Below are 16,864 nucleotides of genomic sequence, written 5' to 3'. Positions count from 1 at the left end.
TATTTTGTGGAGAATCATAAACAATGGACTTAAACAAATGATGAAGAATACATTAAAAGTAGTTTTACTTACGTCAATGCTCCCACTTGCTGCCAGTGCATCTCAAGAACTCACGCCTTGGTATGTTGGTGCAGGTCTAGGCGTTAATAACTATGAACACATTGCAACTCAAAACGGTGATGACAACCCATACGCATGGGATATATTTGCCGGCTATATGTTTAATGACTACTTTGGTGCAGAAATCGGCTACCGTGATCTAGGTAACGCTGATTGGACCACTTCAGGCATTAGCAACGATGCTGACGTAAAAGGCGCGACACTTGGTTTAGTTGGTCTTTGGCCATTAGCTAACCGTTGGAGCCTATCAGCTGAAGCTGGAGCAATGTATTACACTCTTGAAAATAGCCAACGTGATACTATTTCTGGTGCTCGTAGTTCATATAGCTCTGACGACTTCGCCCCATACTTTGGTGCAGGTATCGGCTACAACTTCACTGACAACTTGAAGTTACAAGCCAAATACCGTCGTTATGAAAACTTAGATGACAAATACAACATCGTTGAAGCAGATAGCAACTACTGGGGCCTAGAGCTTAGCTACCGTTTTGGCACTCCAGTTGCCGCCGCTGCACCAGTTGTAGCAGCCGTTGTTGCTGCACCTGTCGACTCAGACAACGATGGTGTATACGACGATAAAGATCAATGTCCAGCGACACCAGCAACTCATAAAGTTGACTCTGTGGGCTGTACCATTTATGAAAATGTGAAAAACAAAGAAGACGTAGGTTCAATCCAGTTTGCTAACGATTCTGCTGTAGTTAAAAATGTATACTACAAAGACATCGAAAGACTAGCTAACTACTTGAACAAGAACCCTGAATTCACAGTTGAAATTGCTGGTCATGCCTCAAACGTAGGTAAACCAGAATACAACATGGTTCTGTCTGACAAGCGTGCTGACGCTGTTGCCAATATTCTTGTAGAAAAATTTGGTATTAGCAGAAGTCGTGTGACCTCCAACGGTTACGGTATTACTCAGCCGTTAGTTGCTGGTGATTCGAAAGAAGCTCATGCTGCGAACCGTCGCATTGAAGCTATCGTTACAACCACAACAAAACAACCTGTTCTGAAGTAATTCATTACAGTCCATTACAAAAGTCGCTGCTTGCAGCGACTTTTTTGTTTTTTGGCATCTATAATACCTAAGCGATTGGTACTTCCCTCCAACTGAAATGAATGACTTTAGTTCCTTACATTGAAATCGACATTGTTTTGTCATTTTTGTAATTTTTTTACATTCGAGGTTGGAAAAGTTGGTAAAATCGCTTCTAATAGTCATCAGTGAATTCCGAGTTTAGACAGTTACCTGAGAAGGATGTTTTCCATGGCCAATACGTTAGAACAACTCAAGTCATATACAACTATTGTTGCAGATACCGGTGATATAGAAGCAATTAAACGCTATCAACCTGAGGATGCGACAACAAATCCATCTCTCATCTTAAAAGCAGCTCAAATCCCTGAATATAGTTATTTAATTGATAATGCCATTGCTTGGGCACAGACACAGAGCACTGAACTTGAGCAACAAATTGACGATGCGAGTGACAAGCTAGCAGTCAATATCGGCGTTGAAATTCTGAAGCTCGTTCCAGGCCGAATCTCAACAGAGGTCGATGCCCGCCTCTCATTCGATAAAGAAAAATCCATTGCTAAAGCCCATAAGCTAGTACGTTTGTATCAAGAAGCTGGGATTGATAAATCTCGTATTTTGATCAAATTAGCCTCTACATGGGAAGGCATTTGTGCAGCCAAGGAATTAGAGCAAGAAGGGATTAATTGCAATCTCACATTATTATTCAGTTTTGCTCAGGCTCGAGCTTGCGCTGAAGCAGGCGTTTACCTGATTTCTCCTTTTGTTGGCCGTATTCTAGATTGGTATAAAAAAGACACAGGTAAGGATTATGCACCAGCCAATGATCCAGGTGTTGTTTCGGTCACTGAAATTTACAACTACTACAAACAGCACGGTTATAACACTGTGGTAATGGGAGCCAGTTTCCGCAATATAGGTGAAATCATTGAGTTAGCAGGCTGTGACCGCTTAACTATTGGCCCTTCACTCCTAGAAGAGTTAGCCAATTCTCAAGCGCAAATTCAAGCTAAACTCTTACCAGCGACAACGACGGTTGCAGCAGAGACGCCTCTGACTGAAGCGCAATTCCGTTGGGACTTCAACCAAGATCCAATGGCGGTTGAAAAGTTAGCGGAAGGTATACGTAATTTCGCCATCGACCAGGGCAAACTTGAAGTAATGCTTAAGGCAAAACTCTCAAACTAAGCTTCTTCGGAGACGATTCGATGACACTCTTGACCCAAAGCTCAACCTGGCAAGCTTTATCAGCACACACACAAAACTTACCCCATATGCGGGAATTATTTGCAACTGATGCGGCACGTTTCAAAAATATGTCACTATCGGCTTGTGGTTTGTTTCTCGATTACTCAAAAAATAGAGTAACGGCTGAAACTCTTGAACTGTTATTTTCCTTAGCCAAAGACAGTCAACTCGAAGCCAAGATTAAGGCAATGTTTGCCGGCGAGATAATAAATACCACGGAAAAGCGCGCTGTATTGCATACCGCGCTTCGCAGCAAAGCTAGTCAGTCAATTATTGCCGAAGGCCAAGATATCGTCCCAGAGGTTCAGCAAACCTTGAGTAAAATGCAGGAATTTGTTGAAACAGTGACTTCTGGACAATGGAAAGGATACACAGGCAAAGCAATAACCGATATTGTGAGTATCGGTATTGGGGGCTCTTTTCTTGGCCCTAAAGTGGTTTCTCAAGCCCTACGTCCATACTGGAACCAAGGTTTAAATTGCCATTTTGTGGCAAACGTTGATGGCACTTCTATCAGTGAAAAACTGAAGTTGCTCGATTCTGAAACCACACTGTTTATCATGTCTTCTAAGTCCTTTGGTACCCAAGAAACACTGACAAATACCTTAACAGCCAAGGCCTGGTTTTTAGCTAAAGGCGGCTTACAATCCGATGTGGCTAAGCATTTTGTTGCAGTCACGTCAAACGTGACTAAAGCAACTGAGTTTGGTATTGATGCCGATAACATCTTCCCTATGTGGGACTGGGTTGGTGGCCGCTACTCGCTTTGGTCTGCCATAGGTCTGCCTATTGCATTATTGGTGGGTATGGATAATTTCAGAGCCCTACTCAATGGTGCTCACCAAATGGATGAGCATTTTGCCAGTGCACCCTTGGCAGAAAATATGCCCGTCATCATGGGACTACTGTCTCTATGGTATGGTAATTTTTTTAATGCTCAATCCCATGTGGTATTAACATACGATCACTATCTACGTGGTCTACCAGCCTACTTCCAACAACTCGATATGGAAAGTAACGGCAAGTCAGTCACACTCGATGGAACTGACGTTGATTACAGTACAGGTCCCGTAATTTGGGGAGGTGAAGGTACGAATGGTCAACATGCTTACCACCAACTCATCCACCAAGGTACAGCATTGATCCCTGCCGACTTTATTATGCCGCTGCAAAGCCATAATCCCATTGGCGTACACCATGATCAATTAGCATCAAACTGCTTTGGACAAACCCAAGCACTTATGCAAGGTAGAACCTTCGAGGAAGCGTTAGCCGAATTGGCGAATAGCTCGTTAACTGATGAAGAAAAACAGCTAATAGCAAAACATAAAGTGATGCCCGGAAACAAACCAAGCAATACTTTATTGATGAACAAGCTAACGCCAGAAACCTTAGGTGCGCTAATTGCGCTGTATGAACACAGAACCTTTGTTCAAGGGGCAATATGGGATATCAACTCCTTCGATCAATGGGGAGTCGAGTTAGGTAAAAATCTCGGTAACGATGTGCTCGCGAGGATCAGTGCAGAACAAGATTCCAGCGCCTTAGACGCTTCAAGTAATGGACTGATTAACTTGTATCGACAAGGTGCAATTTAATTGAACAAAAAGCCAGCAATTGCTGGCTTTTTTATTGTATGCCTTTATTTATAAACACTTTATAGTCAACTCGACCGACAATATCTGTACCTAATATCCAGAATATATCATCCAAACTTCATTTCAAGTTAACACAAATGAAACATAATTCTTGCACCCTGTTTTGAAAATATGTTATTTAATCGCTGACAAAACATACAACAACAGGAGGTTACCATGGATCGTTTAGATTATGGTTGTGCGCTAGATGAAGTCGTTGAAAGACCCGATCGCTCGCGAGGCTCCAACAAGAAGCGTAAATGGCGAGAGATTGAAGCGTTAAAGGATAAACATCGTTTGCTTAAAGAACTCCAAGAAATTGATAATAACTTTGACTACGATATTGATTCGATCCAGTTGTAACCTTATGTTTGATAATGCTTATACCAATCGTATTAAACATAACCGAATGAAAAAAGCGCACTAGGCGCTTTTTTCATTCGCCCAAATATTACTTCTATTCAGACTCGGAAAGATAAGATCGTAGCTCATCAAATGCCTGTTGCTCTCGGTCCAAAAACAGTGGGTCATCAATAAGGGATTGTTGGCATTCCTCTTCAATCACTAACCAGTCCTCTTCCGTTAGGTTTTGAGCGAGGAGCGGAAATATCTCTCTCTCTTCCATTTGCATATGCCGCTCTTGTAATTCAACATACTCAGCAAAATCTGTAATTAACTTTTCTCTCGCAACAACGATATCACTCAAAATCAAATTTAAAGTATTCATCAACGTCGCAGAAGCTTGGATCACCGTTTCATGCTCACTGCTCAGTTTATTAATATCGTCATTGGCCTTATGTGCTAAATAGTAAGCATAAATAATGTCTTCAATAGGATGATGGCTGCGCTCGGCATACTCTTGCATATACTCGACGATGTCTCTTACCACGATAAAATTAATCGCTTCACCCTCAGATAGTTTCATCTGTTTGTTTTTTAAGACATTCAATAAAACTGCGATATGTTTATGATCATGCATAAGTCTTTTGAGCATACTGCCTCCTGAATTTAGGCCATGACTATTGATACTAGTCAAGTCATAGTGCGAACTCCAATATAACAGGCTAAATCCTGTTCACTTTATGACGGCGATCAATTAAATCATATACCTTAGAGTAAAAAACTGCCGCACCAACAAGACTAACATCCTTTCATTACATTAGGTTTTATAAATCGAAGCATCCTCTAACATCATCCAGTAAAATCACGATAGTATTACTTAACAGCTTGATGTAACTGTTGTTGTAGCATCTTAAATTCTGCACGGAGTGTTTGAGATAATTCATCTTTCGAGTTATTAAGCTCCTCCGTCATCGCGAGTTCGGGATACCTAGTCAGCAGTATTTGCTCTAGTGCTAATGCTTGCTCATTTTCTTTTGTATCGATAAATACTTTTAATCTTTGTAGTGACTTCTCTAAGGATTCTTTATCTTCGATATCTCGACCAACATGTTCAGAATTTGCCCCATGTTGTGGCAATACTGGGCTTGCTGCGGCTATGGAAGTGACATCTTGCTCAAGGGATTCTTCAGTAGCTTGAACAGCCATACGTGATCTCGCTTGCATGGCTTCTGACTGAGCGGCGTCGACTGAGCGGCGCTCCGCTTGCTCGCTTTGCCCGGCTCTCATCTTCGCTGCAACCATAGGCTCAATTGTTTGAGGTACTGGTGCACTCATACTCAGTTCCGGAACAATGGCTACATCATCAATTTGTGGACGATTTAAGATGGCTACACTAATCACAATGATCAATGATGCTACGCTAGATAGAGCTAATGGAAAACGTCGCCAAAAAGGTACCATCACAGGTTTTTGCCTAGTCCTATCCATATCAACAAGATGGGTTTGGGCAAGCGCTAAAATATCTTGATCTAACTTTGCGGATGGCATTTCTAACGACTGCTGGTGATACCAAATAGAGACTTGCTTTCGTGCTTCAGTTTCTTCGGTATTGACTGTGACATTATTCATGGCCCGCCTCCTGCCATTTCGCATTTACGCACTCTTTTAAGCTTTGATAGGCATAGCGAATTCGACTTTTTGTTGCTTCGAGGGTTACCCCTGCGATATCGCTTATCATTGCAGCAGTAAATCCCATTTCAATATTAAGAATAAAGGCTTCTTTCTGTACTTGGGGCAATAGTGAAATACAGGTTTTAAGTAGCAAACTCTTTTGGGCTTCTTGCCAGTGGATATCAGGTTTATCTTGATCGCATCCCTCAAAAGTATCTAAGCCAGTCACATCGGTATCACTTGCGATGAAATCGACAGGCTTGACAGCTCGGACATGGTCAATCAATAAGTTATGTGCAATACGGTAAAGCCAAGTACTGAATTTAGCGCTGGCTTGATAATTTACTGCGGCACGGATAACCCGCCCCCACGTTTCTTGGTATAAATCCTCAGCCAGTTGCTTATCACCCAACTGGCGCACAAAATAACGATAAAGTGCCCCCTTGTGCTTCAGGTATAACTGCTCAAATGCCTGACTATCTCCTTGTGCATAGCGTTGCATCAGTTGTTCATCGCTATGCTCATGGGCGTGTATTTGCGGTATCGCTAGTGCCACAATTGTTCCCTCATTATTTGGCTTACCCCTACACTGATTGATCCAATTCTTTTGTCCGTCTTTCAAGATTTGCCGAAAATTGACCTTTAATGGAGTTTATCCTCTGGGGGAAAAGGTTTATCGCCGTGTGCAATTGATTGGTTTATCGCTGCGGCGTTAGATTGTGCAAGCACTGCAGCGGTATCCACTAGTTGCATAAATTCATGCCGATAACCGAAGGTATCATCTCCCAGAGCAGAACGGGTCAGCGTACTTAGCTTAGTATAATCAAATTGATGTAAATAGTGACTATGATTCAATAATTGCCCAAAACCAGCGACTGCTGCCGCAAAACGAAAGTCATCACTAGTCTGATTTAAATGCTTCACACTTTGGTCGATTCGTATTGGGTAGGTAAGCAGTTGGCTCTTATTCTCATCGGGTAATTGGTAGCGTAGCTTCAAAAAGGCAATTTCTTCGCGGCTGTATTTTTCTTGTCCCGTTTGAGGATTATAACCGTATCGCAACTTATCATTAGCCATTCCCCCCATTTCTGCATAGCGTAATTCATACAATGCCGTCACAGTATGACCCGCACCAATTTCCCCTGCATCCACTTTATCATTGTTAAAACCCTCACGGGCTAAGGCGCGGTTTTCATAGCCAATTAAGCGATACTCGGAGACTAATGCCGGATTAAATTCTATTTGTACTTTTACATCCTTAGCGATGGTCAGTAAGGTCGAACTTAACTCATCCACTAGTACTTTTCGTGCTTCATTCAGCGTATCAATATAAGCATAATGCCCATTACCTTTATCGGCTAACTGCTCCATCAGTTGGTCATTATAATTGTCCATTCCAAAACCTAAGGTAGTAAGGCCAATTCCTCGCTGCTTTTCTTTTTCAATTAGACTGATTAACTGGTCAAAATTGGTTACGCCGACATTAAAATCACCATCAGTTGCAAGAATAACGCGATTAATGCCACCTTGGATAAAATGCTTTTGTGCTAATTGATAGGCTTGCAAAATACCTTGACTACCGTTTGTTGAGCCCCCCGCTCTTAATTGCTCTAATGCATAGGTTAATGCCTGTATATCATCACCCGAAGCGCCATCAAGCACCACACCTGCAGCGCCTGCATAAACCACTATAGAAACTTTATCTTGAGCACTTAATTGCTGGGTAAGCATTTTCAGCGCCGTTTGCAACAGAGGCAGTTTATCGGCTGAAGCCATTGATCCTGAGACATCGAGTAAAAAAACTAAATTACTCGCACCGAGTTCGGATTTAGTCAATTCATAGCCCTTCAGCCCAATACGTAGCAGCATCATGTCGTCATTGTAGGGTGAGGGAGCGAGTTCAGTCGTCACACTAAATGGCGCTGCATTTTTATTCGGTAAGGGGTAATCATAGGTAAAATAATTGAGCATCTCCTCAATACGTATCGTGCCCTTTTCGGGTAGGCTCCCCTCTTTAATCATCCGTCTCAGCGTTGAATAACTCCCTGTATCAACATCAATCGAAAAAGTCGAAATGGGGATTTCACCCGCGACCATAATGCCATTTTGTATTTGTTTCTCGAACCTATTACGCTCAGGTTGCTTAATACCATACCAAGCGTCGCTCGCGATGGGGGCGGCGACATAATGAGTATTGATAACATGCTTGGCAGATCTCTGCTTTGCAGCTAACGATGCATCGATTAAGCGTTCAGAAGATTGCACCTGCTTCAACTGATGGAGTTCCTCCGATTTATGTATCGCTAATGCTTTGCTCTGTTCGCTCTCTAACCTCACAGTCTCAGCTTGCTCAGTCAAAGGATGCACGACTAAGGATTTATCCCCATCACTTTGCTTATCTGAGCAACCACTCAATCCGAAAAAGATTGCTAATGTCAGACTCGATAGTAAAAACACTCGATTCCTTGCTGATTGACGGCATAAAGTGCTACGCGCAAGCGGCACAATTGAAAAATGATGAGCAGATAAGTATTGCTGCTTAGTTGGGGCCTGTTCCATGTAAAAACCTCTGCGATTAACTTATCCCTATTAACGCAGCACAATGTCAAAAGGGTTAAATGTCGCACTTACAAACTAGCCCAAGCATACTATTTTCACAAAACAAAGTAACTTAACCGTAATTTGCAATCATGATCACACAGTAATTTATATCTGGCCTTTAAAATAGAGCCTTGTAATAACCCGCACTCTGGACCCACTCGTGTCACACTCTGCCCATTTGTTTTCATTAAGAATTGCTCACGCTCTCACTGAAGCCTGTGTAAAAGATAAATACTCCCTAAAACGATTTGGGCAAGACCTACTTGCTGGTTTAACCGTGGGAATTATCGCCATTCCTTTGGCAATGGCCCTCGCGATTGCTAGCGGTGTCGCGCCACAATACGGTTTATATACTGCGATTATCGGTGGCTTTATCATTGCGATGTCAGGTGGTTCACGCTACAGCGTATCTGGGCCTACCGCGGCCTTTGTCGTGTTGCTTTATCCAATAGCACAACAATTTGGCTTAGCCGGATTATTGGTCGCTACCGTGATGTCAGGCATGATATTAGTCGCCATGGCGATGCTGCGTCTTGGGCGCTTAATCTTATATATCCCAGAATCAGTGACCTTAGGTTTTACGGCAGGGATTGGCGTTGTTATCGCCACGTTACAACTCAAGGATTTTTTTGGCTTACCTATAGAGCACATGCCAGAGCAATATTTTTCAAAACTTATTACTCTTGGCCAAGCACTTCCTACAATGCACTTACCTAGCTTCTTGGTCGCAACGATCACCTTAGCGACTATGCTGCTTTGGCCCAAACTAAAAATTCCAGTACCTGCACATCTGCCCGCAATTGCTCTTGGCAGCATCATCGCCTTAGCACTCAATGCGATGGGAGCGGATATAGAAACCATTGGTACACGTTTCCACTACCAATTAACCGATGGTACTACAGGGATGGGGATCCCACCCGTACTACCCAGTTTTGAATGGCCTTGGTTACAAGCCGGAGCCAATGGACAACCCTTTGAGTTTAATCTCACGACCTTTCAAGCACTATTACCCGCAGCCTTTGCAATAGCCATGTTAGGCGCCATTGAATCCTTACTCTGCGCCGTGGTGCTCGACGGTATGACCGGAAAACGTCACAGTGCTAACAGCGAATTACTCGGTCAAGGGATTGGTAATATTATCACGCCCTTTTTTGGCGGGATCCCAGCCACAGCGGCAATTGCCCGCAGCGCTGCAAACGTTAAAGCAGGTGCTCAGAGCCCGATTGCATCGATGATCCACGCGATAGTAGTGTTAATTGGTTTAGTTGCCCTAGCTGGAGTGTTAGCCTATTTACCTATGTCTGCTATGGCAGCATTGTTACTGGTCGTCGCTTGGAATATGAGCGAAGCCCCTAAAGCGGTGCATTTAATCAAAACCGCGCCCACCAGCGATATCTTAGTCTTTATGAGCTGTTTTTCATTGACGGTTATTTTCGATATGGTTATCGCCATTAGTGTGGGGATTATTCTTGCAGCTCTGCTATTTATGAAAGAAATTGCGGAAATGACAAGACTCTATGATATCAGTAGCAATAAACGCTATGTCGATCAGCCTCTGCCCGCAGATTGGACAGTGCTCAAAATTAATGGACCATTATTCTTTGCGGCGGCAGATCGTATTTTTGCCGAAATAGCCAGTTTAGCCCAAGATAAACGAGTGATTGTATTGTATCTCGATGGGGTATCAATACTGGATGCTGGAGGCTTAGCAGCGTTGACAAAACTGATTGAAAAATGCAAGAAAAGTAATACCAAACTCATTGTTGCCGATCTGCAATTTCAGCCCATCCGCACACTCGCAAAAGCAAAAGTGCAACCCATTGAAGGGGTGCTTAAGTTTTACCCAACCCTGCGTGAAGCCTTAGCAGAAGCCCCATTGGTTTCTGAACAAACTGAACCAGTAGCAGACAATCTTTAAGATAGAGCACATTTTCCTAAGCCAACTCAAGCCCCCACAGACACATTTAATGGCCTTTGGGGGCTAAAACCACCTCAACTTGGCGCCGATTTCACATCATCAATCTTTGAATACACAATCCGCGTTCTCAATGCTATTTTGCGCGCAGAAATAGCGTTTTACATGGTATTATTCTGCGCCATGATGCACCTAGCGATTAATGGCTTAATAGGCATCAACTGTACCCAGACCTGATACAAGGTCAGAATATAATTAAAATTAGTGAGTTAAGGAGTTATCATGCAAGCCCTTGTTGCTGTTGTTATGGGTTCTAAGAGTGACTGGCCCACAATGGAAGCCGCCGCTGAGATTATGGATAAACTTCAAGTGCCTTATCATGTTGAAGTCGTCTCAGCCCATAGAACGCCAGATAAACTCATGGAGTTTGCAGCCTCAGCCGCTGATCGTGGTTTTAAAATCATCATTGGAGGTGCAGGTGGTGCCGCCCACTTACCCGGTATGATTGCTTCTAAAACTCGCTTACCCGTATTAGGTGTGCCAGTACAAAGTAAAGCCCTGTCGGGTATGGATAGCTTATTATCGATTGTACAAATGCCCAAAGGTATTGCCGTTGGCACCTTAGCTATAGGTACTGCTGGCGCCTTTAACGCCGGATTACTGGCTTGCCAAATCCTCGCGAATAACGATGCCGCCCTAGCAACTCGTTTAGAGGCTTTCAGAGAAGAGCAAACCCGTACAGTGTTAGACAACCCGGACCCGAGGGAAGTCTAATGACCCAGACAAACATAAAACCTAAGGTTTGGGTATTAGGTAATGGCCAGTTAGGCGCAATGCTAACCCACGCAGGCGAGCCATTAGCAATCGATGTTCACGCTGTAGATATTATGGCGCCAACAGACGAAATACTGCCATTATCCCCCCACGATATCATTACGGCTGAGCGTGAACAGTGGCCAGAATCTGCCTTGAGTTTACAACTCAGTTCCCACCCCCATTTTGTTAACGGCCCCGTTTTCAGCCGCTTAGCTGACCGTTACAGTCAAAAATGCTTACTTGATCAATTAAGCGTCCCCACTGCGCCTTGGGCACTGGTCGATGATGCAACACAGGTCGATGAGCTTTACCAGCGTTTTGGCCCCCGCGTGCTGATGAAGCGTCGTACTGGCGGGTATGATGGCAAGGGCCAACATTGGCTCAAACAAGCCGAAGCGAGTGATATACCAAATGATTGGCGTAACCTTGCAATTGCTGAACAAGCGATTAATTTTGATGAAGAAGTGTCATTAGTAGGTGTTCGTACCCGTGAAGGTCAATGTGTGTTTTATCCACTGACGCTTAATCTTCATCAAGATGGCATATTAATGGCGTCAATTTCGCCGCTAGCGCGTTTAAACCACTTGCAAGTACAAGCGCAAACTATGCTAAGTGCCATTATGCACGAGCTAGAATACGTTGGTGTGATGGCGATGGAATGCTTCCGTGTTGGCAATAATTTGCTTGTTAATGAGTTAGCACCACGTGTACATAACTCAGGACATTGGACGCAAGCGGGTACACATATGGATCAATTCCAGTTGCACCTAAGGGCACTGTGCGGCATCGCAATACCTGAACCACAGGTGAACTTTCAATGTGTTATGGTCAATCTTATTGGTATCGATAATGACCCACGTTGGTTAAGCCTGCCTAATGCTGAACTTTATTGGTACAACAAAGAAGTGCGCCAAGGTCGTAAAGTTGGCCATTTAAACCTTTCGGTACCTAATCAAACTGTGCTCAACACGAGTATCACCGCCCTACAAACTTGGATGCCAACCCAATACCAAGCCCCTCTTGCGTGGATATTGGCCGAGTTTGCCAATACATAATATGAATTAACACTGAGTACCGATATGGAATTATCTTTCTATATCGGTTTATTTTTTAGCATTCGTTATACTAAACCTACTCAACAAGAAGGACTGAGTAGCGTTTTAAGTTCGACCGGCACAAGCAAGAGTACGAATAAAGGAATTTTCGAGTGAAATTAAGGGATAACTTTAAACGTAAGACCATAGACCGCTTAGATTATCGTTACCATTTACTCTTACTTATTGTACCGATAGTACTATTTGTTCTACTGTTCTCTTTCGACACCCGCACCCAAGGTTGGACTATCCAGCCGCTGCTGTTTGTTTGCCTCATTTACATTTTTGCTTATAGCTTAATCTATTATTTACACCAAGGTAGACTCAGTCGACTATGGCTACATTTAGAACAAGTTGTCACTATTAATGATGCTATCTACGAACTTGCCCACCTTTCAAATCAATATAAAGATGAGCACGCCTTTCTTGATGCGCTACTAAACAAAGCCGTTTGTATTATCAATGGTGCAGAAATGGGCAGCATTATTAAAGTCAATGAAACCAGCCATAAGCTGCATTTTGAATCTGTGGTTGGTCTCGACTTAACCAAACTTAAACAACTTAACTTCACCTTAGAGCAGTCCTTTGAATATCGTCTCACCGATGGCAAGTGTGATCGAGTCGTTGTCGTAAACGATATGGAAAATATCAATTCTGGTATTGGGTTATCTAAAAAAGATCAACAAACCTTATTAACTGTCGCAAAATCGCCCATTCGTTCAACACTTTCAAGCCCTATTCGTGTCGACGGGAAGCTCTATGGAATGCTCAATCTTGACAGCAGCCATGTTGACGCCTTTAACGATTATGATCGCAACTTGGTTTCTATTTTGACCCACGAAGCCAGTAATGCTATCGCTCTTTATCAGAAGTCCCAACAAATTATAAAGCTCGCTAATTTTGACTCTTTAACAGGACTTTACAATCGTAAATACTTCGAGGACAGCTTACTGCAATGGCAACATAAAGCACATTTTGGAAGCTTTGTAGTAATCATTGATATGGATGATCTCAAAACCATCAATGACACTTATGGGCATCAGGCGGGTGATCTCGCCATAAAACAAGTTGCGGATACCATTTTGAGCTACTGGCAAAATAAAGGGATAGTCTCACGCTTTGGAGGAGATGAGTTTGTTGCCCTATGCCATGGTGCACAAGCTGAGCTCGAGCAAGATTTGCAAAATATGCAGTTCAGTCTGCAGCAAAATACGGAGCTCTGTTTAGGCTTTAGTTTTGGTATTGCGCTATTCGAAAGCGATTGGTCAAAATCCTTTAAACAGGCCGATCATGCAATGTATGAGCATAAACGAGCGAAGAAAATAGCCCTTAAAGCATCAGAAGCCTTTACAGATACCGTCGATAATATCACGGAGCAATAATCACCGCACAATCGCGGAATACGCTTAGCTAAAAATAGACACCAAACGCCATCAACATACAAATTTCAACATTCTGATGGCGTTTGGTTAAATCATCCAAAGAATAATCGCCACAACCAAGAAGAGTCTAAATCTGCTTTACAGGTTTGATATTGAGCGGCATAACGCTTGGATCTCTCATCAACCTTATTGGCAACTTTTATCAACCACGCCTTTGATTTATGGGAGCCACGTCGATAGCCTCCCCACCCCTCGTGGTAATTGAGATACTGAGCACGGGCATCCCACTTAGATACACCATTTATTTTATTGGTCTTATTGATATACCAGCCCATAAAGTCCATCGCATCATCGAAATTACTGCGACTCGACCAACTGTTACCCGTTTCGCGGACATAATCATCCCAAGTCATATTCTTTGCCTGAGCATAGCCATAGGCATCACTCGCGCGACCAATTGGAATAAAGCCTAAAAAATATTCCATTGGTGGTGCGGCGTTATGCTTGAATGAACTTTCTTGATACATCATGGCAAGCGGCACATGTACTGGTACGCCCCATTTATCACGGGTGTCTTTAGCGGCTTGATACCAAGAACGGTGCTCTTGAAAAATATCACAAAGATTATCGGGGGATTTAGGTGGAGAGGTTGCACATCCAACCAATCCCACCATAGTAATGCAGAGTAATGCCGTAGAATACCTATTCATTAATCATCTACTTAGTTTCTGGGCTTAAATCAAATTGACATTCATGGTCTTCTTGCTGCCATACTCCCGGCGCCCAATAGGAACTGTCTTTTCCCATATAACGCTTATCGGTGTGAAATAACGCTCCGATGTGGTAACGCTGATCCCTCTCTACTGTCAATTTGAACACCTTGGGAATGCGGGCACTAAGGGAGACGCCTAAGGAGGGATCATCAATCAATTCCGCGACTGTAAACTCGTAGTCTCCAGGAGCTAATTGGTAATTGGGTTTGGACACCACGGCTTTACCATTTAAATGAGTTACCACAACACGGTACCAATGCGTTTTCGCATCAGGCTTCAAATAGCCGGATACTGTCCCACAACTTAAAGTTTCCTCAGGCGAAGATGCACAGCTAGAGAGAAAGAGACATAGGCTTATCGCTACTGCACCCCATTTCAAACTTGTCATACTCCCCCTCCGGATGATCAAAATTGGGCTCCAAAATAGTCTTTAAGATAATCATCAAAAGAAATTGCGCTTTGGGCTGCTTCTAATTCAGCTTGCTTTTCAAGCGAACTTTTTGCCTCAGCTTGATACTGCGCAATCGTTTCTGCAGAAAGTGGATAATCAATGAAATATTGATGATATTGCTCGGCAAGTTTCATCACCCATTGCCCATGATCTTGACCTTTAGCAATCAAATGCTGGATAACTTGTCCTGATAAGGTCTGATTGGGGTCATCTACTGCACGGCGCCAATGGGCTAATGCCGTTTGGTAATCCGATGCCTCACCGTCTAACAGCTTTGCAAGAGGCTGTAATGTATCAAACAGGGTTTCTAGCCAGCTTTTTAAGGATAAAGTACCTGTCGACGTTAACAACTTAAGATCGGGTTTACGTCCTTCAAGCACGACAGATTTAAGGTTGGCACTCAAACGAGCCTCTTCTTTGATATCTGACTTAGGCGATTCAGTTAATAAACAATAGAGTAAAAATAAATCGAGGAAACGAACTTGGCTTGCTTCAATACCGATAGGGCTAAAGGGGTTTACATCCAGCGCCCTGACTTCGATATATTCCACTCCTGCACGCGCTAGCGCCTCTGAAGGTTTTTCGCCACTACGTGTCACACGTTTAGCTCGAATAGGCGAGTAAAACTCATTTTCAATCTGCAGGACATTGGCATTGAGCTGTCGATATTCACCATCTACCTTAACCCCAATATTGGCAAAATTTGCCGAAGGCATTTTAATGGCAGCATTTACACCCGCTAAATATTCGGGTAATGAGTTATAGCTGATGTTGAGATCTTCTTGCTCTTTATTGGTATAACCTAAGTCACTCATACGTAATGAGGTGGCATAGGGTAAATACAAAGTACCTCGGCCTGACTTTTCAAACTGTAGATCGGTTTTTTGCCCTTTAATAAACGAGCTACACAAAGCTGGTGAAGCCCCAAATAAATAAGGTAGCACCCAGACTAAACGGCGATAATTACGAATTAATCCAAAGTAAGATTCAGAAATAAAATCTTCAAAGGTCAGGCTCTTATCACTTATCTCATAGAGGCTTTGCCACAATTCTTGGGACACAGAAAAGTTAAAATGTACCCCAGAAATAATCTGCATCAGGGCACCGTAGCGGTAAGTTAAGCCCTTACGATACAAGGTTTTCATCTTGCCAGTGTTAGATGAGCCATAACGGGCAACCGGAATATTGTGCTCATCTTTGACATAGCATGGCATGCTAACAGGCCATAAACGCTGTCCATGCAAGTGACGCACACTAAACGCATGGGTTTCGGTCAGCCCCTCTAATAGTGGCTCAACCTTGTTATTCACTGGTGTGATAAATTCGAGTAACGCCTCACTGTAATCCGTAGTAATGCGCGAATGCATCAATGCCGAGCCCAATTCGAGAGGATGTGTATCTAATGCGAGATAGCCAGCCTCATCGATTCGTAAGGCCTCACGCTCTATACCACGTAACATACCTAAGAGTGCGGTGCGCCCATGAGCGTCCGAGAAATGTTCTACTAATTCATTGAATGACTTCAATTTGCGCTTCTCTGATTGGTGATTCGCTATCGCGACAAAGGTAACAGTCAGACCTTTATTTTGAGGCTTATCTTTCAAAATACGCCTCAAAATAAATCTAAACCTGTTAGTAGGGCAAGCCAAATTGCATTATTTAGTGGTTAAAAGCAGACGGTGACAGCTAATGCTGTCACCGTCTCACTATTTATTGACACTTTAGACTAACAATGGATTTCATTGCCAAATTGACTTGTCTGACATCTATATAAGGCC

At 43.1% G+C, this 16,864-nt stretch carries 15 protein-coding genes; 8 read left to right on the top strand and 7 right to left on the bottom strand.

Translation table 11 applies throughout. The features are described from left to right. Window positions 1–37 precede the first annotated feature (37 nt). The 4 genes from MZ182_RS04995 (at window position 38) to MZ182_RS04980 (ending at window position 4,404) form a co-directional block, all read left to right on the top strand. The gene (locus tag MZ182_RS04995; RefSeq protein WP_011790380.1) at window positions 38–1,138 is read left to right on the top strand and encodes an OmpA family protein; all 1,101 of its coding nucleotides are present in this window, start codon (window positions 38–40) and stop codon (window positions 1,136–1,138) included. A 249-nt stretch (window positions 1,139–1,387) separates the two neighbouring features. Continuing rightward, window positions 1,388–2,344 (top strand): transaldolase, encoded by a 957-nt coding sequence (gene tal / locus MZ182_RS04990; protein ID WP_011790381.1) that lies wholly within the window; start codon window positions 1,388–1,390, stop codon window positions 2,342–2,344. Window positions 2,345–2,364: 20 nt separating this feature from the next. Continuing rightward, a complete protein-coding gene (gene pgi / locus MZ182_RS04985; protein WP_248069094.1) occupies window positions 2,365–4,002 on the top strand; it encodes a glucose-6-phosphate isomerase in 1,638 nt (545 codons plus the stop codon). A 216-nt stretch (window positions 4,003–4,218) separates the two neighbouring features. Then, window positions 4,219–4,404 (top strand): DUF3545 family protein, encoded by a 186-nt coding sequence (locus tag MZ182_RS04980; RefSeq protein ID WP_011790383.1) that lies wholly within the window; start codon window positions 4,219–4,221, stop codon window positions 4,402–4,404. Window positions 4,405–4,498: 94 nt separating this feature from the next. On the opposite strand, the gene MZ182_RS04975 is transcribed toward MZ182_RS04980, so the two are convergent. The 4 genes from MZ182_RS04975 to MZ182_RS04960 all read right to left on the bottom strand — a co-directional run bounded on the left by MZ182_RS04975 (window position 4,499) and on the right by MZ182_RS04960 (window position 8,613). After that, window positions 4,499–5,035: a hemerythrin domain-containing protein gene (locus tag MZ182_RS04975; RefSeq protein ID WP_011790384.1), complete on the bottom strand. Its 537-nt coding sequence runs from the start codon at window positions 5,033–5,035 to the stop codon at window positions 4,499–4,501. Between the two features lie 221 nt (window positions 5,036–5,256). Continuing rightward, a complete protein-coding gene (locus MZ182_RS04970; protein ID WP_011790385.1) occupies window positions 5,257–6,012 on the bottom strand; it encodes a hypothetical protein in 756 nt (251 codons plus the stop codon). Then, a complete protein-coding gene (locus MZ182_RS04965; protein WP_011790386.1) occupies window positions 6,005–6,610 on the bottom strand; it encodes a sigma-70 family RNA polymerase sigma factor in 606 nt (201 codons plus the stop codon). Before MZ182_RS04965 ends, MZ182_RS04970 begins: the two co-directional genes overlap by 8 nt. An 86-nt stretch (window positions 6,611–6,696) precedes the next feature. Then, complete coding sequence (locus tag MZ182_RS04960; RefSeq protein WP_248069097.1) at window positions 6,697–8,613, bottom strand: vWA domain-containing protein; 1,917 nt, start codon at window positions 8,611–8,613, stop codon at window positions 6,697–6,699. A 202-nt stretch (window positions 8,614–8,815) separates the two neighbouring features. Between MZ182_RS04960 and dauA the strand changes: the two genes are divergently transcribed. The 4 genes from dauA (at window position 8,816) to MZ182_RS04940 (ending at window position 13,862) form a co-directional block, all read left to right on the top strand. Beyond that, on the top strand, window positions 8,816–10,573 hold the full coding sequence (dauA, locus tag MZ182_RS04955; protein WP_011790388.1) for a C4-dicarboxylic acid transporter DauA: 1,758 nt from the start codon (window positions 8,816–8,818) through the stop codon (window positions 10,571–10,573). A 279-nt stretch (window positions 10,574–10,852) separates the two neighbouring features. Next, the gene (purE, locus tag MZ182_RS04950; protein ID WP_248069100.1) at window positions 10,853–11,344 is read left to right on the top strand and encodes a 5-(carboxyamino)imidazole ribonucleotide mutase; all 492 of its coding nucleotides are present in this window, start codon (window positions 10,853–10,855) and stop codon (window positions 11,342–11,344) included. Continuing rightward, window positions 11,344–12,441 (top strand): 5-(carboxyamino)imidazole ribonucleotide synthase, encoded by a 1,098-nt coding sequence (gene purK / locus MZ182_RS04945; RefSeq protein ID WP_061782632.1) that lies wholly within the window; start codon window positions 11,344–11,346, stop codon window positions 12,439–12,441. The genes purE and purK overlap by 1 nt, the downstream gene beginning before the upstream one ends. Window positions 12,442–12,593: 152 nt before the next feature. Beyond that, window positions 12,594–13,862: a sensor domain-containing diguanylate cyclase gene (locus MZ182_RS04940; RefSeq protein ID WP_248069103.1), complete on the top strand. Its 1,269-nt coding sequence runs from the start codon at window positions 12,594–12,596 to the stop codon at window positions 13,860–13,862. 92 nt (window positions 13,863–13,954) lie between these two features. On the opposite strand, the gene MZ182_RS04935 is transcribed toward MZ182_RS04940, so the two are convergent. The 3 genes from MZ182_RS04935 to gshA are packed head-to-tail and all read right to left on the bottom strand — an operon-like array spanning window position 13,955 to window position 16,690. Next, window positions 13,955–14,572, bottom strand: coding sequence for a hypothetical protein (locus tag MZ182_RS04935; RefSeq protein ID WP_011790392.1), 618 nt, complete (start codon window positions 14,570–14,572; stop codon window positions 13,955–13,957). Between the two features lie 7 nt (window positions 14,573–14,579). Then, window positions 14,580–15,023, bottom strand: coding sequence for a hypothetical protein (locus MZ182_RS04930; RefSeq protein WP_011790393.1), 444 nt, complete (start codon window positions 15,021–15,023; stop codon window positions 14,580–14,582). Between the two features lie 17 nt (window positions 15,024–15,040). Then, window positions 15,041–16,690 carry a glutamate--cysteine ligase gene (gene gshA, locus MZ182_RS04925; RefSeq protein WP_014610058.1) on the bottom strand — a complete coding sequence of 550 codons (1,650 nt, stop codon included), beginning with the start codon at window positions 16,688–16,690 and terminating at the stop codon, window positions 15,041–15,043. Between the last annotated feature and the right edge of the window lie 174 nt (window positions 16,691–16,864).

This window comes from Shewanella sp. JNE2, from assembly GCF_023159115.1.
Classification (GTDB): Bacteria; Pseudomonadota; Gammaproteobacteria; order Enterobacterales; family Shewanellaceae; genus Shewanella; species Shewanella putrefaciens.
Note: the sequence above shows the minus strand (reverse complement) of the source record. Positions and strands in the feature narration are given on the sequence as shown.